Source organism: Aminiphilus circumscriptus DSM 16581 (assembly GCF_000526375.1).
In the GTDB taxonomy this organism is placed as follows: Bacteria; Synergistota; Synergistia; order Synergistales; family Aminiphilaceae; genus Aminiphilus; species Aminiphilus circumscriptus.
This window is the reverse complement of sequence record NZ_JAFY01000007.1, coordinates 294,429-312,981: the sequence shown is the minus strand read 5'-3', so window position 1 is coordinate 312,981 and position 18,553 is coordinate 294,429. Positions and strand designations below refer to the sequence as shown.

The window sequence follows — 18,553 nt, the reverse complement described above, 5'->3', positions numbered from 1 at the left end:
CGTTACCTCCGGAGGGAATTGGCGATGCGCAGAAGATCGTCGGCGGTCTGTATGGTCTTGGAATTCGCTTCGTAGGCCCTCTGGGCGACGATCATGCCCACCATTTCCTCCACGACTTCCACGTTGGACATCTCGAGAATATGCTGAATAGTGGTTCCCATCCCTTCGTCGCCGGGGTTGGCCACCTGGGGTGCGCCACTAGCGGCGGTCTCGACGAAAAGGTTTTTGCCAATGGCCTTCAATCCTCCGGGATTGACGAAGCGGGCGAGTTCGATCTGTCCCACGTTCTGGGGGTTCACGTCTCCGGGCACGAGAACGCTCACGTCGCCGGTGGGGCTGATGGTGATCTCGACGGCATCCTCGGGAACGACCACGGCGGGCTCCAGAAGATATCCGTTGGAGGTGACGATCTGACCGTCCCCATCGAGTCGCCACGCGCCATCCCGGGTGTAAGCGATATCGCCGTTGGGCAGTTGCACCTGGAAAAATCCGTCTCCCTCGATGGCGACATCGAGCTGGTTTCCCGTGACCTTGAGATTTCCCGCGGACATGAGACGGTTCGTCCCCACCACGCGGGTTCCAAGCCCGACCTGGATACCCGTGGGGACCACCGACGCAGGCTCCACGGGTGCACCGGGCTCACGGTCTATCTGATAGAGAAGATCCTCGAAATCGGCCCGGATCTTTTTGAAACCCGAGGTATTCACGTTGGACAGGTTGTTGGAGATCACGTCCAGATTCGTTTGCTGCGCGATCATACCCGTCGCGCCGGACCACAGGGATCGTATCATGATGAGTTTCCTCCCCTCGCCAGCCTAGGCCTTGCCGTAGGTCTGATTGAGACGGTTCGCCATTTCGTCCTGCACCGAAACGGTCTTTGCCGCGGCCTCGTAGGCCCGATTCGCCTCGACCATGCGAATCATCTCGGTGACGACGTTCACATTGGACATCTCGAGGCTTCCCGAGGCAAGACGGGGCTCCTCCACCGGTTGAGGTGCTCCCGAATCTTCCGTCTCGGAGAGGAGGGACTTCCCCTCCTGCCGGAGGTAGGTGGGAGATTCGAACTCGACCAATTGCAACTGATCCACCACGACGCCGTCGGCGATGACCTGCCCTCCGGCATTGATGAAGACCGAGACCGCCTCGGCTCCGACCGCCACGGGACCGCCAAGCCCCTGGACGAGATGTCCGTTGTGGGTGGCGAGGTTTCCCTCTCCATCGAGGACGAAATGACCGGACCGTGTGTAGAAGGTGTTGCCGAGACCGTCCTGAACGGCAAAAAAGCCCTCTCCGAGGATGGCCACGTCGAGAGGCGCGTCGGTGACCCGCATGGCTCCTCCCTGGGTGTCCGTCACCGTTTCGGAGAGGACGTTCGCAAAGGCGGCGCTGCCGATGAGTTCACGTTTTTTGAGACGGTCCGGCTTGGGTGGATAGGTTTCGCCGGGATTGCCGTCGAGCTTTTCCATGAGCAACGTCGGAAAGGACTTATTTACAGCGATGCGGCCACGAAAACCCGCCGTATCCACATTGGCGAGGTTATTCCCCGCCACGTCCAGCATCTTCTCCTGGACGAGCATTGCCGAAGCCCCCGCATACAGGCCTCGAAACATGAAGGCCCTCCCTTCCTCCTAGAGACCGCGTCGCCCTCCTTTTTTCAGGGCGGACAAAACGGTTCCGGATTCTTTCAGTTTGTCCAGGGAGTCGAGCGCCTTGCCCGTGCCGAGTGCCACACACTCCAGCGGATGCTCGGCAATGTAGCAGGAGATCTCCGTCTGCTCGGTCACGAGTTCCGTGAGCCCCCGCAGCAAAGCCCCTCCTCCGGTAAGGACGATTCCCCTATCGATGATATCGGCTGAAAGCTCGGGAGGCGTTAATTCCAAAACATGCCGAATTCCATCCACAATGGTCTGCACGGGTTCGCGGATCGCTTCGGCCACGTCGTTGCTGCTGATTTCCACCTGGCGGGGAAGCCCCAAAATGAGATCCCGTCCTTTGATGGTCATCTCGGCACTCTCGTCCTGTTTGGGGTGACAGGTGCCTATGGAGATTTTCAGATCTTCCGCCGTCTGTTCCCCGATGGCGAGATTGTACTGTTTCCGCACGAAGCGCATGATGGCCTCGTCGAATTTGTCGCCCCCAACCCGCAGCGATTCCGCCACGACGATGCCTCCCAGGGAAATCACCGCGATGTCCGTGGTACCGCCGCCGATGTCGACGACCATGTTTCCCCGTGGTTCAGCCACGTCGAGTTCCGCACCGATGGCCGCTGCCATGGGCTCTTCGATGAGATAGGCCTCTCTGGAACCAACCTCCACCGCTGCTTCGAGGACGGCCCGGCGCTCCACGTCGGTGGCTCCCGAAGGGACGCAGATCATGACGCGGTTCCGAAAGAACTTGCCCACTCCGGACGTGACCTTGCGGATGAAATGACGCAGCATGGCCTCGGTCATGGTGTAGTTGGCGATGACACCATCCCGGAGAGGGCGTACCGCCGTGACATGTCCCGGCGTGCGCCCGAGCATGCGCTTCGCGTCCTCACCGACGGCGAGGATTCTGTCATTCGTCTGATCGAGGGCGACCACCGAGGGCTCCCGCAACACGACGCCTTTGCCACGCACGAAAATGAGCACCGTCGCCGTTCCCAGATCTATGCCGATATCTCTTCCGAACACGGATGAGGACCCTCCTTACTCTTCCGTACCATCGCCGTCTGCGGAAAAAACGGCATCCTCCGGCGGCACGAAGTCCGCCCCTTCGCTACGACTATACGCATTCCCCGCGAGTCCTACAAGAGGATGCCACGGAGAGGGTTCATATCCAACCCTCCAGAGACACAACCCTCCGGGAGGTGCCGTCGGGCCGGCCTGAGTACGGGAGGCACCCCGGAGAAGATCGGCGATCCAGTCGGAATTCCTCCGCCCTCGTCCCACCTCGGCGAGACACCCCAGGATGATGCGCACCATGTTCGTGAGAAAGGATTTCCCTCTGATTCGAAAACGCACCAGAGGCCCCCGTCGGGCGAGGGAAACGGCGGAGATGGTCCTCCTAGGATTCTCCGGAAGATCACCGGCCCGACAGAATGCCGTGAAATCATGGTTCCCACGGAGATGTTCCGTAGCCTGCCGCACCGCGTCCCAGTTCCAGGAGGAACGGATCCACCACGCGTACCCCTGAACGTGAGGGAAGATGAAAGGGGCGTCCCAGATCTGATAGACATACTCTCTCCAGAGGGCGTCTTTTCTCGCGGAAAAGCGGAAAGGAACCACGGCGGCGCGAACCGCACGGACCGAACTCTCCAGGTGAAAATCCAGGGCTTTGCGAAGAGTCTCCGGATTCCATTCCTTTCGCAGGGAAAAGGAGATGACCTGTCCCCGGGCGTGCACGCCTCCGTCCGTGCGACCGGCGGCAATCACCGGCGTCGGTTCTCCGGAAATCCGCTCCAGAGCTTCCTCCACGACCTCTTGAATGCCCCGGCTTTCTTTCTGACGCTGCCATCCCGAAAAGGGAGTTCCATCGTAGGCGAGCTGTATCGCATACCTTTTCACGACAGAAGCCACCTGTCCATTCCAAGAACCCCTCCCAAGGCAAACGTGAACAGGAAAAGGGCTGCGGTGTCCCCCCTGCTCCACCGGAGCGGGTACATGCGGGTCCGCCCGGCACCTCGGTAACAGCGGGCCTCCATGGCGACGGCAAGTTCCTCCGCCCGTTGAAAGACGATGACGAAGAGAGGAATGAGCACCGGCACGAAAGCACGGAGGCGCCGGATGAGCCCACCTCGATCCAGGTCGGCGCCGCGTGCGAGCTGGGCCTTGAAAATGCGATCCGTCTCGTCAAGCAGCGTCGGGATGAAGCGGAGAGAGATCGTCATCATCATGGCCATTTCGTGAGCGGGAAAACCGAGCGGAACCAGCGGAGAAAACAGGCGCTCCAGACCGTCCGCCAACTCCATGGGAGATGTGGTGAGCGTGAGAAGTCCCGCGAAAAGAACGAGAAAAAAGAGGCGGCTGCTCATGCGCAGAGCAGCGGTCACGCCTTCTTTCGTGATGGAGAGAATGCCCAACGACCAGAGCGGCGTTCCCTTGGTAAAGAAAAGATGAATGAATGCCGTAAAGACAATAAGAATAAGAACGGGTCTCGCACCCCGCAGCACCATCCCAGGAGAAAGACGGGAAAGCAGCGTGAGGGCAAGAAGGAGAAGACCCCAGGCAAGAAAGGACACGGGGGCTCGCGTGAGAAAGAGTACAGTCATGACAAGCAGCGTACCGAGGATCTTGCATCTCGGATCCAGACAGTGCAACGGAGAACCCGTGGGAACATACTGTCCGAGCGTGAGGTGATTCAGGAATCGCACCGCTTCCCCTCCTTGGCGATCAGTGCATACAATGTCGTCGCATCGGGCGTGAGAGGGACGTTCCAACCGCGCTGTTTCAGCCCCTGCGAGAGTTCCACCACCGGCGGAAGGACAATGCCTCGAACAGACGCTCCTACCAATGCGTTCAACACCTCCTGTGGTGTCCCGAGAGCGAACACCTTCCCATCCTCGAGGACGAGAATGCGGTGCGAATGGGCGAGGGCGGTGTCGAGGTCGTGAGTGACGAGAACGACACTTTTCCCTTCCCGCACGAACCGACTCAGGAGGGAGAGCAACTCTTTTCTGCCCTTTCCGTCAAGTCCTGCCGTCGGTTCATCCAGCACGAGATAGTCGGGTTCGGAAGCAAGCACCGACGCCAGGGCAACCCGGCGTTTCTGTCCGCCCGAAAGGTTGAAGGGATTCATGCCGAGGAGGGACTTCTCCAGGCCGACACGTGCCGCAGCGGCATGGACGACTTCTGGAAGCCGCTCTTTGGAAATACCCCAATTGCGAGGTGCGAAGGCGATTTCTTCCGAGACGGTCTCGGCGAAAAGCTGTTGCTCTGGATACTGAAAGACGAGTCCGACTTTTTTCCTCGCTTTTCGGAGAAGTTCCGGAGCATCCTCGCGGAGAAAAACGCCATCCACTTCGACCACCCCTCGGGTGGCAAAGAGCAGTCCGTTGAGATGCTGCGCCAGCGTGGACTTGCCGCTTCCGGTATGCCCCACCACGCTCACCCAGGAGCCGGGCTCCACCAGAAGGTTCACACCATCCAGGGCACGCCTCTCCAGAGGGGTGCCCTGGTGGTAGACATGAGTGAGATCCGTCACGCGAATCGACATAGCGCCTCGGCGATGGATTCTGGTTCGGGGAATATAGTGGCACCGAGAAAGTGTTCTCTCTTCAACCGTCGCCACAACTCCAGAAAAGGCGAGATGTCCAGAGAGTGCGGAATCCTGGAACTTTCGAGCAGGTCCATGGGTGTTCCTTTCCAGACGAGCCGTCCTTCCGCGAGGATGCACGCCTCTGTGCAGAAGAGAATCTCTTCCAGATTATGGGTGATGGAAACGATGGTCATTCCTTGAGCATGCAGTTCGCGAAGAACGTGCATCAAATCCCGGCGCCCCTGGGGATCCAACATGGACGTGGCCTCGTCGAGCACAAGGCAGAGCGGACGCAGTGCCAGGGCTCCGGCAAGGGCGAGGCGCTGTTTCTGACCTCCAGAAAGAGCGTAGGAAGGGCGCTTTCTCATCTCCGAAAGCCCTGTCACCCCGAGAGCCCATTCGACTCGTTCCTGAATCTCGGAGGGGTCCAGGCCCAGATTTTCCGGCCCGAATGCCACATCCTCCTCCACCGTGGCTGCGACGATCTGATTCTCGGGGTTCTGAAAGACCATGGCCACACGGCGCCGCACTTCAAAGACCGTTCCGGGATGGGATGTGTCATAACCCAACACGACACAATTGCCCTGCGTGGGAATCAGCAGGGCATTCAACATGCGGGCACACGTGGACTTTCCGGAACCGTTGCTCCCCAGAAGCGCTATCCAGGCACCAGAGGGAATGTCGAGGGTAAACTCCGTCAGGGCCGGAGCGAGCGCTCCGGGGTAAGTGTATCCCACACCCCGAAGCGAACACACCGTACCGTTCCGCATGATTTACTCGACCAGTTCGAGTATTGCTGTGGGTGACGCGTCTCCCATGCGAAATCCCGTCTTGATGATTCTCGTGTATCCTCCCGGACGCCCCGCATAGCGAGGAGCGATTTCGTCGAACAGTTTCAGAACAGCCGCCTTGTAAGGCATTTTGGAGATAACCAGACGACGGTCGTGCAGGCTGCCTCCACGGGCTCTGGTAATGAGTTTCTCCGCCACGCGCTGCACTTCCTTCGCTCGCATGAAGGTCGTGCTGATTCGTCCGTGGATGAACAGCCCGGCGGCGAGGTTCGACAGCATCGCTTTCCTGTGGCTGCCGTAACGGCCAAGGGTGCTGTGATCCATACGGTGCCTCATGGGATTACTCCTCCTCTTCCTTTTCCTTCTTCTTGCCCGACCTCTGGGTCGAATCGTCCTCAGAGGGGGCCGGGAATGCATATCCGAGCCTGGCAAGCTTCTCTTCGATCTCCCGGAGAGAGATTTTGCCCAGATTGCGAATTTTCAACAATTCCTCATGGGATCGACTCAAAAGATCCCCTATGGTGTGGACACCGCCACGGAGAAGGCAGTTCTCGCTGCGCATGGAAAGTTCAAGATCCCTGATCGGCCTGGAAATGAGGGCATCCTCGGGATCCCATCGGACTCCCGTCGATCCCTCCTCGGAGACCGTATCCTGCGGCGAGGATTCGCCGGCATCCTCCACCGAGGAACCGGGCTGTTCCGTCGGACGGACAAGTACATCCTGCATTCTGGAAAAATAGCTTCGCAGCACGCCCGACGCTTCCGCCACGGCATCTGCGGGAGCCACCACTCCATTGGTCCAGACCTGGAGAATGAGTCGGTCGTAGTCCGTCCGCTGACCCACTCGAGCGTTCTGCACCTCGTAGTTCACGCGATGAACGGGGGAAAAGATGGCATCCACCAGGAGTGCGTCCACGGGAAGATAGGCCGGACGAGGCCGGTCGTTCGTGGCATAGCCCATCCCCTGTTCCACGTAGATATCCATGGCAAGATGCGCTCCCTCCGCCAAGGTGCAGATGTACGCGTCGGGATCGGCGCACTCGATATCGCTGTCACCCTGAATATGGGCAGCGGTGACCTTGGCAGGACCGTCCAGGTCCAGACGAAGGACCCGGACATCCTTGCTGTAGGAGCGAAGGGGCACGTGCTTGAGATTGAGGAGAAGGTCGATGACATCCTCTCGCACGCCGGGTACCGTCGTGAATTCGTGAAGAACTCCCTCGATGCGCACGGCTGTGATGGCCGCTCCGCCAATGGACGAATAGAGCACGCGCCGAAGGGCGTTGCCGAGCGTAACACCGTATCCGCGCTCCAAGGGCTCCACGATGACCTTTCCGAAACGGGGGGTGCTCTCCTCCACCCTAATCTGAGGCTGCAACAATTCCTCCAATGATCCCCCCACCTTTCGTCGCTTCGGTTTTTCCGACAATCCCTTATCTCGCGTAGAATTCAACCACGAGCTGTTCGTTCACCGGCGAGTCGATCTGCTCCCGAACGGGCAGAGAGATGATCTTCGCCTCCAGCCCCTGGGCGTTCAACTCGATCCAGGCAGGGATCGCCCTGGATGCGGCCACCTCGGCGTTATCCTTGAGAAGAACGATGTCTCGGCTCTTCTCGGCGATGGCAACCACGTCCCCGGCCCGAACGAGATAACTCGGAATGTCCAGTTTTCGACCATTCACGAGGACATGACCGTGACGAACGATCTGGCGGGACTGGCTTCGGCTCACACCGAAGCCCATTCGATGCAGCACGTTGTCGAGGCGCCGCTCGAGGATCTGAAGGAAATTGTGCCCCGTCTGGCCCGGCATCTTGGAGGCCATGCCGTAAAAGCGCCGGAACTGGGTTTCGTTCATGCCGTAATATCTGCGCAGTTTCTGTTTTTCCCGAAGCCGGATTCCGTATTCACTGGTCTTGACGCGTTTCGTACCGTGCTGCCCGGGGCGGCTGTTCCTCTTGTTGATGGCACACTTCTCGGTATAGCACCTGTCGCCCTTGAGAAAAAGTTTCGTGCCCTCCGCTCTGCAGAGCCGGCAAACGGCACCCGTGTATCTACTCATGCCTCTTCCTCCTTATTATCCTTCCGGTGCCCAGGCGCTACACGCGGCGGCGCTTGGGAGGACGGCAACCGTTGTGAGGGATGGGGGTCTCGTCCTTGATCATGTTCACTTGGAGCCCCACCGCCTGGAGCGAGCGAATCGCCGACTCGCGCCCCGGTCCTGGGCCCTTGACAACCACATCGATCTCCGTCACACCGTGTTCCTGAGCGACTTTCGCAGCGGTCTGCGCCGCAAGCTGCGCCGCAAAGGGCGTGGATTTCCGAGTTCCCTTGAAACCGACATTGCCGCCCGCCGACCAGGAGAGCAGGTTCCCCTGCTTGTCGGTGATGCTGATGATGGTGTTGTTGAACGTGGAGTGGATGTGCGCCACACCATAGCTGACGTGCTTCCTCTCCTTACGCTTTCCTCTTCGCTGTACTCGCTTGGCCACTGAGCATTCCCTCCCTTAGGGGCACTTCGTGTCGCTACTTGGTCGCCTTCTTTTTGCCCGCCACGGTGCGCCGGGGCCCCTTGCGGGTTCTCGCGTTCGTCTTCGTCCTCTGGCCGCGCACGGGCAGACCCGACCGGTGTCGCAATCCCCGGTAACAGCCGATCTCGATGAGACGTTTGATGTTCATGGCCACTTCCCTGCGGAGATCGCCTTCGACGACGTGATTGTTTTCGATCTCTCCGCGAAGTTTCTGCACCTCGTCCTCCGAAAGATCCTTCACCCGCGTGTCGGGACTGATCCCCGTGGCGTCCAGAATCCTGTGGGACGTGGGCAGGCCAATTCCGTAGATGTACGTAAGAGCCACTTCCACGCGCTTCTCGCGGGGAAGGTCCACTCCGGCGATTCGGGCCATCCTCCATTACCTCCTTGCACCCTGGCGCTGCTTGTGGCGGGGATTCTTGCTGCAAATGATCCGCACCACCCCATTCCGCTTGATAACGCTGCAATGTTCGCAGATGGGCTTTACCGAAGGTTTCACCTTCATGTCCGTCACGCTCCTTAACTTGAAAACCGTACCAGCCGCGGCACGCTTGAGGGCAATCATTTGAATCTATACACGATACGTCCCCGCGTCAAGTCATAGGGGGACAATTGCACGAGAACCTTGTCACCCGGAAGGATCCGGATGAAATGCATCCGCATTTTCCCTGAAACATGGGCGAGAACCTTGTACCCATTTTCCAGCTCCACGCGGAACATGGCGTTGGGAAGCGGTTCGACGACTTTTCCCCGTACTTCGATGACATCTTCCTTGGCCATTCGTCCGTCACCTACCCTCGATCGAACTCTGTTCCCAGCTCCGGCGGGCGCAGCTTTCCGCGCTCGCAACACCTGTTCCGCCTCCGGAGGAATACCGTCGAAAACCTTTTCGCGACCCGAAACAACCGCGATGGTATTCCACGACATCCCCCATGCAAAGGGTGTATCGACTCATTGTTCCCATGGCGTGAGGATCTCCACTCCATCGTCGAGAACGAGGACGGAGTGCTCGAAGTGCGCCGCGTCGGAACCGTCGGCTGTAACCACTGTCCATTTGTCCCGCGTCGTCAACACTTTTTCTCCTCCGGACATCACCATGGGTTCGACAGCGATGGTCATTCCCTTTTTCAGCGTGATCCCGGAACGCGGTCGTCCGTAATTCGGAACCTGGGGAGGCTCGTGAAGACGCCTTCCGATACCGTGACCCGCGTAGGTCCGGACCAGGCCGAAGCCGTTTTGAAGCACCGTCGATTCGACGGCGTGCCCAATGTCACCGAGAGTACTCCCGGAACGGATGACACCAAGTCCCCGATGGAGCGACTCAAGGGTGACATCGAGCAGTTTTCTCCTGAGGGGTGCGATCGAGCCGACCGGATACGTGCAGGCTGCGTCCCCATAGAACCCGTCTATGGAGACTCCCACATCGACACTGATGATATCGCCTTCCCGGAGGATGCGTCGCGCATCAGGGATCCCGTGCACGACTTCCTCGTTGATGGAAGCACAGATGGAACCGGGAAAGGGCATGGAAATGCCTGGAACGGTGTATCCTTTGAATGCGGGGCTTCCCCCTGCCCGTCGAATGAGGCCCTCCGCCTCGGTGTCCAGAAAAAGGGTGCTCACACCGGGGCGCACGAGATCCCGAAGGAGTCTGAGGACGTCGGCCACCACCTGACCGGCTCGGCGCATGGAACGGACATCTTCTTCGGTTTTCAAGGTGATCATGCGTCGTCTTTTCCCGCCAGCTCCGCCACCAGGGCGACCAGGGAATCCGGAGCCCCACCGGCGTCGAAACGGCGCAACAGTCCTTCGCGTTCGTAATACTCGATGAGCGGTGCCGTCTGTTCCTTGTAGACCCGGAGTCGGTTCCGAATGACGTCCTCCCGGTCATCGTCGCGCTGCATGAGAGGACCTCCGCAGGCGTCACACACGTTCTCTTTTTCGGGAGGATGGAAGCTGACGTTGTAAATCGCGCCGCAGTTTCTGCAGGTCCTGCGCCCGCTCAACCGCTCCACTAAAAGGTCGTCCGCCGCATCGAAGCAGATTACCGCTGTGAGATGCCTTCCCATAGACTTCAGTAACTCCGCAAGAGCCACCGCCTGGGGAACAGTCCGGGGAAATCCGTCGAGAATGAACCCTTTGGCACAGTCCTCTTCACCGAGACGCTCCCGGATCATTCCAATGATGACATCATCGGGAACGAGTTTCCCCGCATCCATGTATCCCTTGGCGGTTTTTCCCAGCTCCGTTTCCTGCTTGACCTGGGCGCGAAGAATATCGCCCGTGGAAATGTGGGCCAATCCATAGGTTTTTTTCACGAAAACCGCCTGAGTACCCTTGCCCGCTCCCGGAGGTCCCAGAAATATGAGTCGCATGGAAACCACCGATTCTACAGGCGCAAAAGCCCGCCGGTCTTGTCGCGGCGCTTCAGAATGCCCTCATAGTGCCGCATAAGGAGCTGCGCCTCGATCTGATGTACTGTGTCGAGAGCCACCCCCACAACGATGAGCACCGCCGTGCCTCCGAAATAGAAGGTGCTCATGTTCACCACGGAGGTCATGAGCGTGGGCACGAGCGCCACCACGGCGAGAAACACAGCGCCGCCGAGGGTGATCCTGGTCATGACTTTTTCGATGTATTCGGAAGTGGGACGCCCTGGGCGGATGCCGAGAATGAACCCTCCATACTTCTTCATATTGTTCGCCACATCCACGGGATTGAAGACCACCGCCGTGTAGAAATAGGCGAAGAACACGATGAGAACCACATAGAGTACCATGTAGACCGCGCTTCCCGGAGCGAAGAGATTCTGCATCGTCACGGCCCAGTCCCCGGAGAAGAAACGGAAGATCGTGTAGGGAAACAGCAGCACCGACGAGGCGAAAATGATGGGAATAACCCCCGCCTGGTTCACCCGAAGAGGAATGAAGGTACTCTGACCGCCGTAGACCTTGTTCCCAACGACCCGTTTGGCGTATTGCACCGGCAGACGCCGCTGTCCTTCCTGAAGAAGAACGCATCCCGCCACGACAACCACCATGAGGATGACCGCCACGAGAAGGGAAATCAGATTCAGCTCACCCATGCGCAGGAGCGACCATGTCTGCACCAGCGCTTCGGGAATCCGTGCCACGATACCGGCGAAGATGAGCAGCGAGATGCCGTTGCCTATGCCGTGATCGGTCACTTCTTCGCCGAGCCACATGACGGCGATCGCTCCGGTGACAGTGGTCACGACCGCCACGATGGCGTCAAGCAGCGTCCCCGAAAAGATTCCGAGATTCCGCAGCCAAATTGTCATGCCCACGGCCTGGACCAACGCGAAGAACACCGTTCCCCAGCGCGTGTACATGACGATCTTCTTGCGGCCCTCGTCACCTTCCTTTTGAAGTTTTTCCAGGGCGGGAATGACAACGACAAGCAGTTGCATGACGATGCTCGCGTTGATGTAGGGAGCGACGCCCAGCGCAAACACGCTGAAGCGCCGCAGCGCACCTCCCGCGAACATATCGAGGAACCCCAGAACGCCTCCCTGCTCGAACATTCTCGCCATGGCCTCCGTGTCGATGCCAGGGGTGGGCATATGCGCACCCAGGCGGAAGATGAAGAGCATGCCGAGAGTAAAAAGGATTTTTCGTTTCAGATCGGGAAGTCTGAAGGCATCGCGGAAGGAGTCGATCACCTAGATCACCTCTGCCTTCCCACCCGCCGCCTCCAGCTTCTTCACCGCCTGGGCGCTGAAAGCCTGTGCGTGGATCGTGAACGCCTTCGTCAGGTCACCCTTGCCGAGAATCTTCACCGGCTCGTCGCACTTGCGGACCAAACCCGCCCCCTGCAACGCAACGGCATCGATAACGGCACCGGTCTCGAAGCGATCCTCGATGAACTGAAGATTCACGATCTGATACTGTTTGGCAAAGCGCGCGTTATTGAACCCTCTTTTTGGAATTCTCCGAGTAAGGGGCATCTGCCCGCCCTCAAAACCGGGGCGGACGCCACCACTCTTGCGGGCCTTCTGTCCCTTGTGTCCCTTGCCTGCGGTCTTTCCGAGACCGCTTCCGATTCCCTGGCCAATGCGCTTCCGGGAACGTTTCGCCCCCGGAGCGGACCGCAGTTCATGCAGCTGCATGAGTGTTCCCTCCTTCTGCTACTTCCCGACCTCGGACCATTCGAGAAGGTGTTCGACCTCCCGAACCATACCTCGAATAGCGGGAGTGTCCTCCTGAATCACCGTGTGGTGGAGGCGTTTGAGTCCGAGCGCCCGAATGATCCGTTCCTGCTTGTCGGGACGACCGATAGTGCTCCGTTTCCAGGTGAGTCGCAACTGAGCCATGTTTCTCCCCCTCCTACGCTTCCTTGCGGTCCTTCCCGCGAAGACGCAGGATCTCGTCGGGAGTCCGCAGGGTCTTAACCGCCTCGAGCGTCGCATAGGCAACGTTGATGGGGTTGGATGTCCGGCCGATGACCTTCGTGAGCACGTCCTTGACCCCGCCGAGTTCCATGATGGCTCGGACAACGGCTCCGGCGATAACGCCCGTTCCGGGAGCGGCAGGTTTCAGCATGACCCTGGCCGCACCGAAATTGGCGATGACGGGATGAGGAATGGTATTCCCCACCTTGCGAAGATCCACAAGGTTCTTCTTCGCCTTTTCGATTCCCTTGCGAACCGCCTCGGAAATTTCTCTCGCCTTGCCGAGCCCCATTCCCACCTGGTGATCGTTGTCGCCCACCACGACGAGAACGCTGAATTTGAAGCGCTTTCCGCCCTTGACGACCTTGCTGACCCGGTTGATCGCCACGACGCGTTCACTGATTTCGACGCCCTTACTCGTCACATTCTTGGTCGCCATGCTTCCATACCCCCCTTAGAACTCAAGGCCGGCTTCGCGAGCTGCCTCGGCCAACGCCTTGACGCGCCCGTGGAACATATGCCCGCCTCTGTCGAAAACGACGGCCTTGATTCCCTTGGAGATGGCACGTTCCGCAATCGCCTTGCCCACGGCCTTCGCGGCCTCCGCATTGCCCGTGCTGCTCAGAGACGCCTTCATCGCGGGCTCGACGGTGGACGCGGCGGCAAGCGTATGTCCCGCATCGTCGTCGATGAGCTGCGCGAAGATGTGTTTCTCGCTCCGGAAAACGGCGAGTCTGGGCTTGTCAGCAGTCCCCGAGAGGGTCCGCCGCAGACGTTCGTGTCGGATTTTCCGCATTTCGTTACGACTACGCTTTTTAATCACGGCAGATCACCTCCCTATTTTCCGCCGGATTTCCCGGCCTTGCGAATGACGTACTCGCCCGCGTACCGAATGCCCTTCCCCTTGTAGGGTTCGGGGGGACGGTATCCACGGATGACGGACGCCACCTGCCCCACGACCTGGCGGTCGATACCCCGGACGAAGATTTTCGTCGGGCCGTCCGTCGCGATCTCGATGCCTGCGGGAGGGTCGAACTCGATGGGATGGGAATAGCCGAGGCTCAGGACAAGGGTGGTTCCCTTCATCTGCGCCCGATAGCCGACGCCGATGATCTCAAGCACCTTCTGGAATCCCTGGCTGACCCCTTCCACCATATTGCTCACCAAGGCACGCGTCATGCCGTGGAGCGCCCTGGTCTTCTTTTCGTCGTCCGCACGAGTGACCGTCAGCACCCCATCCTCAATCGAAAGGGTGATCTCGGGATGGATATCGAGGGAGAGCTCTCCCTTGGGACCCTTTACGGTAAGACGGTCCTCGTTCTGGATGATTGAAACGCCCTTCGGAACTTTTATGGGTTTGCGCCCGATCCGAGACACGATCCGCACCCCCTACCACACGTTGCAGAGGATCTCCCCGCCGAGACCACGCTTGCGCGCCTCGGCGTCCGTCATGAGACCCTGGGAGGTGGAGACCACCGCCATACCGAGTCCTCCCATGACTTTGGGGAGTTCCTTCGAACCCGCGTAGACCCGGCGACCGGGCTTGCTGATTCGCTTGATACCCTGGACGACATGTTCCCTGTTCGGGCCGTACTGCATGAAGACGCGCAAGACTTGGAAGGGTTTTTTCGGATCGTTGATAACTTTGTAGTTCCGAATGTACCCTTCTTCCTTGAGGATCTTGGCGATGGCGGCCTTGACTCTGCTCAGGGGCATATCGACGACATCGAGGTACACCATGTTGGCGTTCCTGATCCGGGTGAGCATATCCGCTATGGGATCATTAACGTACATTCCTGTTGCCTCCTTCGCTGCGTCCTGCACCTACCAGCTCGACTTCACGACTCCGGGAATCTTTCCTTCCCGAGCGAGCTTTCGGAAGCAGCAGCGGCACATGTTGAACTTTCGCATGAAGGCCTTCGGGCGACCGCAGAGAGGGCAACGGTTGTATCCCCGCACCTTGAACTTGGGTTCCAGCGTGGCCTTGTGTTCGAGCGCTGTTCTTGACATGCCTCTTCCCTCCCCCTACCGGCTGAACGGAAATCCGATTTCGGCGAGGAGCGTCTGCCCTTCCTCATCGGTCCGAGCCGTGGTCGTGATGGTGATGTTCATCCCCCGAATCCGAATGACCTTGTCGTAATCGATCTCGGGAAAAATAAGCTGCTCGCGAAGACCGAGGTTGTAGTTTCCCCGACCGTCGAAGCCCTTGCGGGAAACGCCCTGGAAGTCCTTGATCCGAGGGAGGGCAAGGGTGATCAGTCTGTCGAGGAATTCCCACATCTTCGCCCCTCTGAGGGTCACGCAACAGGCCACGGGCATACCCTCACGGACCTTGAATCCCGCCACGGACTTCTTCGCCCTCTTGAGAAGGGGACGCTGTCCGGTAATCGTGGTGAGTTCCTCCATGGCGACGTTCATGAACTTCATGTCCTGTTTCGCCTCGTTGACACCGATGTTCACGACGACCTTTTCGAGGCGCGGGACTTCCATGACGTTCTTGTAGTTGAACTTCTGCCGCAAGCGAGGAACGATCTCTGTGGAGTACTTTTCTTGCAGTCTCGGAATCATGGCGTCGTTCCTCCCCGCTTACACCTTGTCCATGATCTCGTTACACTGTTTGCAGACCCGGACCTTCTTGCCGCTTTCCAGAAACGCCCGACCGACGCGCGTGTTCTTACCGCAGGCGGGACAGACCAGCATGACCTTGCAGGCATAAATAGGAGCTTCCTGCTTGACGATACCGCCCTTGGGACTCTTCTGAGTAGGACGGACATGTTTGGTCACGATGTTCACACCCTCGACGAGCAGTGCGTCACGGTCGGGGAAGCGCCGAAGCACCTTCCCCTCGACTCCCTTGTATTTCCCGGAGATCACGCGAACGCGATCTCCCTTTCTGATCCGCATTTTGCTCATTCCATCCGCCTCCCTACACGACCTCGGGAGCGAGGGAAACGATCCGCATATACCGCTTCTCCCGAAGCTCCCGGGCGACAGGACCGAAAATGCGGGTTCCCTTCGGGTCACCGTTGTTGTCGATGATGACGGCCGCATTGTCATCGAAACGGACGTAGCTTCCGTCCCGTCTCCGCACTTCCTTCTTCGTCCTCACCACCACGGCTTTGACGACTTTCCCCTTTTCGGTATTGCTGTTGGGAATAGCTTCCTTCACGGAGGCCACGATGATGTCTCCGATGGAGCCGAAGCGCCGTTTGCTGCCACCGAGGACCTGGATGCACATGATCTTCTTGGCTCCCGTGTTGTCCGCCACGTTGAGCATGGTCCGGAGCTGGATCATGGACTAGGCCTCCCCCCGCACGGGCTGCTCATCGAGAAGCACCGGAGCCTTCTCGATAACCTCTGCGACGGTCCAGCGCTTGTGACGGCTCAAAGGACGGCATTCCCTGATGAGAACCTTGTCACCTTTGCCACAGACGTTCTCCTCGTCATGTGCCATGTACTTCTTGGCCCGAATGACGGGCTTGTCGTAGAGAGGATGCTGCGCCATACGATCGACGCGCACCACTACCGTCTTCTGCATCTTGTCGCTCACGACGATGCCCACCCGCGTCTTGCCGCGGGAAACGTTTTCCTCCATCGTCCGCTACCTCCTCACGACGGAGCTCGTAAGCCCCAGCTCTTTTTCCCGCATGACGGTAAGAACCTTGGCGATGGATCTTTTCACGTCACCGATTCTTCCGGTGTTGCCCAACTGACCGATCGCATGCTGAAAGCGAAGATTGAAGAGCTCTTCCTTGTATTGGCGATGCTTGTCCCGGAGCTCGTCCAGCGTCAGATCCCGCAAGTCCTTTGCCTTCATCGCTTACTCACCACCCAATCCCTCGCGGGCGACCAGGCGCACCTTGATGGGAAACTTGTGTGCCGCCGTATGGAACGCCGCCTCGGCGACATCCCGGGGAACACCGGCAATCTCGAACATGATGCGCCCTCGCTTCACGGGAGCGACCCAATATTCCGGGCTTCCCTTCCCTTTTCCCATTCGCGTTTCCAGAGGTTTCCTCGTAAGTGCCACGTCCGGGAAGATGCGAATCCAGATTTTGCCGCCCTTGCGCATTTTCCGGGAGATGGCCACACGGGCTGCCTCGATTTGTCTGGCGGTGATCCATGCACCTTCGAGAGCCTGCAGTCCAAAATCACCGAAGGCGACGTACTCGCCTCCCTTGGTCACTCCCCGAAGGGGGCTTCGGAAGGGCTTGCGATACTTTACACGTTTCGGGCTCAGCATTTCCGCTTACCCCCTTTCGTCGGCCTGAGTCTGTGCGGCCACACGACGGGTCTTTCGAGCGGCATCGGCCTTGTAGATCCACACTTTGACGCCGATGACGCCGTAGATAGTGCGTGCCACAGCCAAACCGTAATCAATATCCGCACGCAACGTGGAGAGAGGAAGCTGCCCCTCCAGATACCACTCGGTTCTGGCGATTTCCGCGCCGCCGAGACGTCCGGAGCACTGAATCTTGATTCCCTTGGCCCCGGATTTCATGGCTCGAAAAATAGCCTGTTTCATAGCCCGACGGAAACTGATGCGACGCTCGAGGGCGGAGGCGACGCCTTCCGCGACGACCTGGGCATCCGTGTCGGGATGCTTGATCTCCTGAACGTTGATCATGACCCGCGCACCAGTCAGTTTCTGCAGATCCTCACGAACGTTCTGAATCTCCTGACCACCTTTGCCGATGACGACACCAGGCCGGGCGGTCCAAACCGTAAAGCGCATGACGTTGCCGATGCGCTCGATCTCCACGCGGGAGACACCCGCATGTTTCCAGCGATCCTTGATCCACTCGCGGAGCTTGAGATCCTCGTGCAGGTTCTTCGCATAGGCCTTCCCGTCCGCATACCAGCGCGACTCCCAGTCGCGGATGACACCGATTCGGTATCCTACCGGATGTATTTTCTGACCCAACGTGCGTCCCCTCCTTACCGTTCCGCTACGACCACGGTGATGTGACTCGTTCGATGGCGATAGGGATGCGCACGCCCCATTGAAACCGGACGAAAACGCCGCATGACAGGCCCCTGATCCGCCACGGCCTTGACGACGAACAACTTGTCCACATCCATGCCGAAATTGTGATCCGCGTTGGCCACGGCGCTCTTCAGCACCTTCTCGACGATCCGAGCGGCCTTCTTCGGGGTGAACCGAAGCGCTAACAACGCCTTATCGACGGATTTACCGTGAACGAGCTGCATCACCTGCCGCACCTTCAAGGGGGAGATTCGCACCTGCCGGGCTTCGGCTCGTGCTTCCATTCCCGTTCCCTCCTCTTTACTTCACCTTGCTGGAGCGCTCTTGTCCGGCGTGACCGCCGAAGCGCCTCGTGGGGGCGAATTCGCCGAGCTTGTGTCCGACCATGTTCTCGCTGACGTACACGGGAATGTGGGTCTTTCCGTTGTGCACCGCAATGGTGTGTCCCACCATGTTTGGAAGAATGGTGGAACGCCGCGACCAAGTCTTCAGAACCCGCTTCTTTCCGGATTTGTTCATCTCGTCGATTCTCTTGGAGAGCTTGAGATCAACAAAGGGGCCTTTCTTCAATGATCGTGCCATCTGTCTTCCCGCACCTCC

At 59.0% G+C, this 18,553-nt stretch carries 33 protein-coding genes; all 33 read right to left on the bottom strand.

Translation table 11 applies throughout. From position 1 onward, the window contains the following. Positions 1-2 precede the first annotated feature (2 nt). Positions 3-791: a flagellar basal-body rod protein FlgG gene (flgG, locus tag K349_RS0112205; protein WP_029166063.1), complete on the bottom strand. Its 789-nt coding sequence runs from the start codon at positions 789-791 to the stop codon at positions 3-5. A gap of 24 nt (positions 792-815) precedes the next feature. Next, the gene (locus tag K349_RS0112200; protein ID WP_029166062.1) at positions 816-1,610 is read right to left on the bottom strand and encodes a flagellar hook-basal body protein; all 795 of its coding nucleotides are present in this window, start codon (positions 1,608-1,610) and stop codon (positions 816-818) included. A gap of 18 nt (positions 1,611-1,628) precedes the next feature. Next, positions 1,629-2,672 carry a rod shape-determining protein gene (gene mreB, locus K349_RS0112195; protein ID WP_029166061.1) on the bottom strand — a complete coding sequence of 348 codons (1,044 nt, stop codon included), beginning with the start codon at positions 2,670-2,672 and terminating at the stop codon, positions 1,629-1,631. A gap of 15 nt (positions 2,673-2,687) precedes the next feature. Beyond that, positions 2,688-3,545 carry a tRNA pseudouridine(38-40) synthase TruA gene (gene truA, locus K349_RS0112190; protein WP_029166060.1) on the bottom strand — a complete coding sequence of 286 codons (858 nt, stop codon included), beginning with the start codon at positions 3,543-3,545 and terminating at the stop codon, positions 2,688-2,690. Further along, positions 3,542-4,351, bottom strand: coding sequence for an energy-coupling factor transporter transmembrane component T family protein (locus tag K349_RS0112185; protein ID WP_029166059.1), 810 nt, complete (start codon positions 4,349-4,351; stop codon positions 3,542-3,544). The genes truA and K349_RS0112185 overlap by 4 nt, the downstream gene beginning before the upstream one ends. Then, positions 4,339-5,193 (bottom strand): ATP-binding cassette domain-containing protein, encoded by an 855-nt coding sequence (locus K349_RS0112180; RefSeq protein ID WP_029166058.1) that lies wholly within the window; start codon positions 5,191-5,193, stop codon positions 4,339-4,341. The genes K349_RS0112185 and K349_RS0112180 overlap by 13 nt, the downstream gene beginning before the upstream one ends. Further along, positions 5,178-6,005, bottom strand: coding sequence for an ATP-binding cassette domain-containing protein (locus K349_RS0112175; RefSeq protein ID WP_029166057.1), 828 nt, complete (start codon positions 6,003-6,005; stop codon positions 5,178-5,180). Before K349_RS0112175 ends, K349_RS0112180 begins: the two co-directional genes overlap by 16 nt. A gap of 3 nt (positions 6,006-6,008) precedes the next feature. Then, positions 6,009-6,362 (bottom strand): 50S ribosomal protein L17, encoded by a 354-nt coding sequence (gene rplQ / locus K349_RS0112170; RefSeq protein ID WP_029166056.1) that lies wholly within the window; start codon positions 6,360-6,362, stop codon positions 6,009-6,011. A 4-nt stretch (positions 6,363-6,366) separates the two neighbouring features. Further along, entirely contained in the window at positions 6,367-7,416 is a 1,050-nt protein-coding gene (locus K349_RS0112165; protein ID WP_029166055.1) for a DNA-directed RNA polymerase subunit alpha, read from the bottom strand. 43 nt (positions 7,417-7,459) lie between these two features. Next, positions 7,460-8,086: a 30S ribosomal protein S4 gene (gene rpsD / locus K349_RS0112160; protein ID WP_029166054.1), complete on the bottom strand. Its 627-nt coding sequence runs from the start codon at positions 8,084-8,086 to the stop codon at positions 7,460-7,462. A gap of 37 nt (positions 8,087-8,123) precedes the next feature. After that, positions 8,124-8,516 carry a 30S ribosomal protein S11 gene (rpsK, locus tag K349_RS0112155; protein ID WP_029166053.1) on the bottom strand — a complete coding sequence of 131 codons (393 nt, stop codon included), beginning with the start codon at positions 8,514-8,516 and terminating at the stop codon, positions 8,124-8,126. A 34-nt stretch (positions 8,517-8,550) separates the two neighbouring features. After that, positions 8,551-8,928, bottom strand: coding sequence for a 30S ribosomal protein S13 (rpsM, locus tag K349_RS0112150; RefSeq protein ID WP_029166052.1), 378 nt, complete (start codon positions 8,926-8,928; stop codon positions 8,551-8,553). 6 nt (positions 8,929-8,934) lie between these two features. After that, entirely contained in the window at positions 8,935-9,060 is a 126-nt protein-coding gene (rpmJ, locus tag K349_RS18845; RefSeq protein ID WP_084460445.1) for a 50S ribosomal protein L36, read from the bottom strand. 56 nt (positions 9,061-9,116) lie between these two features. Beyond that, on the bottom strand, positions 9,117-9,335 hold the full coding sequence (infA, locus tag K349_RS0112145; RefSeq protein WP_029166051.1) for a translation initiation factor IF-1: 219 nt from the start codon (positions 9,333-9,335) through the stop codon (positions 9,117-9,119). A gap of 171 nt (positions 9,336-9,506) precedes the next feature. Continuing rightward, positions 9,507-10,280, bottom strand: coding sequence for a type I methionyl aminopeptidase (gene map, locus K349_RS0112140; protein ID WP_029166050.1), 774 nt, complete (start codon positions 10,278-10,280; stop codon positions 9,507-9,509). Next, positions 10,277-10,930: an adenylate kinase gene (locus K349_RS0112135; protein ID WP_029166049.1), complete on the bottom strand. Its 654-nt coding sequence runs from the start codon at positions 10,928-10,930 to the stop codon at positions 10,277-10,279. The genes map and K349_RS0112135 overlap by 4 nt, the downstream gene beginning before the upstream one ends. 14 nt (positions 10,931-10,944) lie before the next feature. Beyond that, on the bottom strand, positions 10,945-12,237 hold the full coding sequence (gene secY / locus K349_RS0112130) for a preprotein translocase subunit SecY (RefSeq protein ID WP_029166048.1): 1,293 nt from the start codon (positions 12,235-12,237) through the stop codon (positions 10,945-10,947). Next, positions 12,238-12,684, bottom strand: a complete 447-nt coding sequence (rplO, locus tag K349_RS0112125) for a 50S ribosomal protein L15 (protein WP_029166047.1) — start codon at positions 12,682-12,684, stop codon at positions 12,238-12,240. A gap of 18 nt (positions 12,685-12,702) precedes the next feature. Continuing rightward, on the bottom strand, positions 12,703-12,888 hold the full coding sequence (gene rpmD, locus K349_RS0112120) for a 50S ribosomal protein L30 (protein ID WP_029166046.1): 186 nt from the start codon (positions 12,886-12,888) through the stop codon (positions 12,703-12,705). Positions 12,889-12,901: 13 nt separating this feature from the next. Then, positions 12,902-13,405, bottom strand: a complete 504-nt coding sequence (gene rpsE, locus K349_RS0112115) for a 30S ribosomal protein S5 (RefSeq protein WP_029166045.1) — start codon at positions 13,403-13,405, stop codon at positions 12,902-12,904. 15 nt (positions 13,406-13,420) lie between these two features. Continuing rightward, positions 13,421-13,789 carry a 50S ribosomal protein L18 gene (gene rplR / locus K349_RS0112110; protein WP_029166044.1) on the bottom strand — a complete coding sequence of 123 codons (369 nt, stop codon included), beginning with the start codon at positions 13,787-13,789 and terminating at the stop codon, positions 13,421-13,423. 14 nt (positions 13,790-13,803) lie between these two features. Continuing rightward, positions 13,804-14,343 (bottom strand): 50S ribosomal protein L6, encoded by a 540-nt coding sequence (rplF, locus tag K349_RS0112105; protein ID WP_029166043.1) that lies wholly within the window; start codon positions 14,341-14,343, stop codon positions 13,804-13,806. 12 nt (positions 14,344-14,355) lie between these two features. Further along, positions 14,356-14,760 carry a 30S ribosomal protein S8 gene (rpsH, locus tag K349_RS0112100; RefSeq protein ID WP_029166042.1) on the bottom strand — a complete coding sequence of 135 codons (405 nt, stop codon included), beginning with the start codon at positions 14,758-14,760 and terminating at the stop codon, positions 14,356-14,358. Positions 14,761-14,790: 30 nt separating this feature from the next. After that, entirely contained in the window at positions 14,791-14,976 is a 186-nt protein-coding gene (locus K349_RS0112095; protein WP_029166041.1) for a type Z 30S ribosomal protein S14, read from the bottom strand. A 15-nt stretch (positions 14,977-14,991) separates the two neighbouring features. Continuing rightward, positions 14,992-15,534 (bottom strand): 50S ribosomal protein L5, encoded by a 543-nt coding sequence (gene rplE, locus K349_RS0112090; protein ID WP_029166040.1) that lies wholly within the window; start codon positions 15,532-15,534, stop codon positions 14,992-14,994. Positions 15,535-15,552: 18 nt separating this feature from the next. Further along, positions 15,553-15,879 carry a 50S ribosomal protein L24 gene (rplX, locus tag K349_RS0112085; protein ID WP_029166039.1) on the bottom strand — a complete coding sequence of 109 codons (327 nt, stop codon included), beginning with the start codon at positions 15,877-15,879 and terminating at the stop codon, positions 15,553-15,555. 13 nt (positions 15,880-15,892) lie between these two features. Continuing rightward, the gene (gene rplN / locus K349_RS0112080; RefSeq protein WP_029166038.1) at positions 15,893-16,261 is read right to left on the bottom strand and encodes a 50S ribosomal protein L14; all 369 of its coding nucleotides are present in this window, start codon (positions 16,259-16,261) and stop codon (positions 15,893-15,895) included. Between the two features lie 3 nt (positions 16,262-16,264). Next, entirely contained in the window at positions 16,265-16,561 is a 297-nt protein-coding gene (gene rpsQ, locus K349_RS0112075) for a 30S ribosomal protein S17 (RefSeq protein WP_029166037.1), read from the bottom strand. A gap of 6 nt (positions 16,562-16,567) precedes the next feature. Then, complete coding sequence (gene rpmC / locus K349_RS0112070) at positions 16,568-16,783, bottom strand: 50S ribosomal protein L29 (protein WP_029166036.1); 216 nt, start codon at positions 16,781-16,783, stop codon at positions 16,568-16,570. A 3-nt stretch (positions 16,784-16,786) separates the two neighbouring features. Further along, positions 16,787-17,209 (bottom strand): 50S ribosomal protein L16, encoded by a 423-nt coding sequence (gene rplP / locus K349_RS0112065; protein WP_029166035.1) that lies wholly within the window; start codon positions 17,207-17,209, stop codon positions 16,787-16,789. Between the two features lie 6 nt (positions 17,210-17,215). Next, complete coding sequence (gene rpsC, locus K349_RS0112060) at positions 17,216-17,890, bottom strand: 30S ribosomal protein S3 (protein ID WP_029166034.1); 675 nt, start codon at positions 17,888-17,890, stop codon at positions 17,216-17,218. A 14-nt stretch (positions 17,891-17,904) separates the two neighbouring features. Further along, positions 17,905-18,237 carry a 50S ribosomal protein L22 gene (rplV, locus tag K349_RS0112055; protein ID WP_029166033.1) on the bottom strand — a complete coding sequence of 111 codons (333 nt, stop codon included), beginning with the start codon at positions 18,235-18,237 and terminating at the stop codon, positions 17,905-17,907. 16 nt (positions 18,238-18,253) lie between these two features. After that, positions 18,254-18,535: a 30S ribosomal protein S19 gene (rpsS, locus tag K349_RS0112050; RefSeq protein ID WP_029166032.1), complete on the bottom strand. Its 282-nt coding sequence runs from the start codon at positions 18,533-18,535 to the stop codon at positions 18,254-18,256. Between the last annotated feature and the right edge of the window lie 18 nt (positions 18,536-18,553).

Coding starts and splice junctions, on each gene's coding strand:
- flgG (WP_029166063.1), bottom strand. CDS start 791: ATGATACGATCCCTGTGGTCCGGCGCGACGGGTATGATCGCGCAGCAA.
- K349_RS0112200 (WP_029166062.1), bottom strand. CDS start 1,610: ATGTTTCGAGGCCTGTATGCGGGGGCTTCGGCAATGCTCGTCCAGGAG.
- K349_RS0112180 (WP_029166058.1), bottom strand. CDS start 5,193: ATGTCGATTCGCGTGACGGATCTCACTCATGTCTACCACCAGGGCACC.
- K349_RS0112175 (WP_029166057.1), bottom strand. CDS start 6,005: ATGCGGAACGGTACGGTGTGTTCGCTTCGGGGTGTGGGATACACTTAC.
- rplQ (WP_029166056.1), bottom strand. CDS start 6,362: ATGAGGCACCGTATGGATCACAGCACCCTTGGCCGTTACGGCAGCCAC.
- rpsD (WP_029166054.1), bottom strand. CDS start 8,086: ATGAGTAGATACACGGGTGCCGTTTGCCGGCTCTGCAGAGCGGAGGGC.
- rpsM (WP_029166052.1), bottom strand. CDS start 8,928: ATGGCCCGAATCGCCGGAGTGGACCTTCCCCGCGAGAAGCGCGTGGAA.
- rpmJ (WP_084460445.1), bottom strand. CDS start 9,060: ATGAAGGTGAAACCTTCGGTAAAGCCCATCTGCGAACATTGCAGCGTT.
- infA (WP_029166051.1), bottom strand. CDS start 9,335: ATGGCCAAGGAAGATGTCATCGAAGTACGGGGAAAAGTCGTCGAACCG.
- map (WP_029166050.1), bottom strand. CDS start 10,280: ATGATCACCTTGAAAACCGAAGAAGATGTCCGTTCCATGCGCCGAGCC.
- K349_RS0112135 (WP_029166049.1), bottom strand. CDS start 10,930: ATGCGACTCATATTTCTGGGACCTCCGGGAGCGGGCAAGGGTACTCAG.
- rplO (WP_029166047.1), bottom strand. CDS start 12,684: ATGCAGCTGCATGAACTGCGGTCCGCTCCGGGGGCGAAACGTTCCCGG.
- rpmD (WP_029166046.1), bottom strand. CDS start 12,888: ATGGCTCAGTTGCGACTCACCTGGAAACGGAGCACTATCGGTCGTCCC.
- rpsE (WP_029166045.1), bottom strand. CDS start 13,405: ATGGCGACCAAGAATGTGACGAGTAAGGGCGTCGAAATCAGTGAACGC.
- rpsH (WP_029166042.1), bottom strand. CDS start 14,760: ATGTACGTTAATGATCCCATAGCGGATATGCTCACCCGGATCAGGAAC.
- K349_RS0112095 (WP_029166041.1), bottom strand. CDS start 14,976: ATGTCAAGAACAGCGCTCGAACACAAGGCCACGCTGGAACCCAAGTTC.
- rplE (WP_029166040.1), bottom strand. CDS start 15,534: ATGATTCCGAGACTGCAAGAAAAGTACTCCACAGAGATCGTTCCTCGC.
- rplX (WP_029166039.1), bottom strand. CDS start 15,879: ATGAGCAAAATGCGGATCAGAAAGGGAGATCGCGTTCGCGTGATCTCC.
- rplN (WP_029166038.1), bottom strand. CDS start 16,261: ATGATCCAGCTCCGGACCATGCTCAACGTGGCGGACAACACGGGAGCC.
- rpsQ (WP_029166037.1), bottom strand. CDS start 16,561: ATGGAGGAAAACGTTTCCCGCGGCAAGACGCGGGTGGGCATCGTCGTG.
- rpmC (WP_029166036.1), bottom strand. CDS start 16,783: ATGAAGGCAAAGGACTTGCGGGATCTGACGCTGGACGAGCTCCGGGAC.
- rplP (WP_029166035.1), bottom strand. CDS start 17,209: ATGCTGAGCCCGAAACGTGTAAAGTATCGCAAGCCCTTCCGAAGCCCC.
- rplV (WP_029166033.1), bottom strand. CDS start 18,237: ATGGAAGCACGAGCCGAAGCCCGGCAGGTGCGAATCTCCCCCTTGAAG.
- rpsS (WP_029166032.1), bottom strand. CDS start 18,535: ATGGCACGATCATTGAAGAAAGGCCCCTTTGTTGATCTCAAGCTCTCC.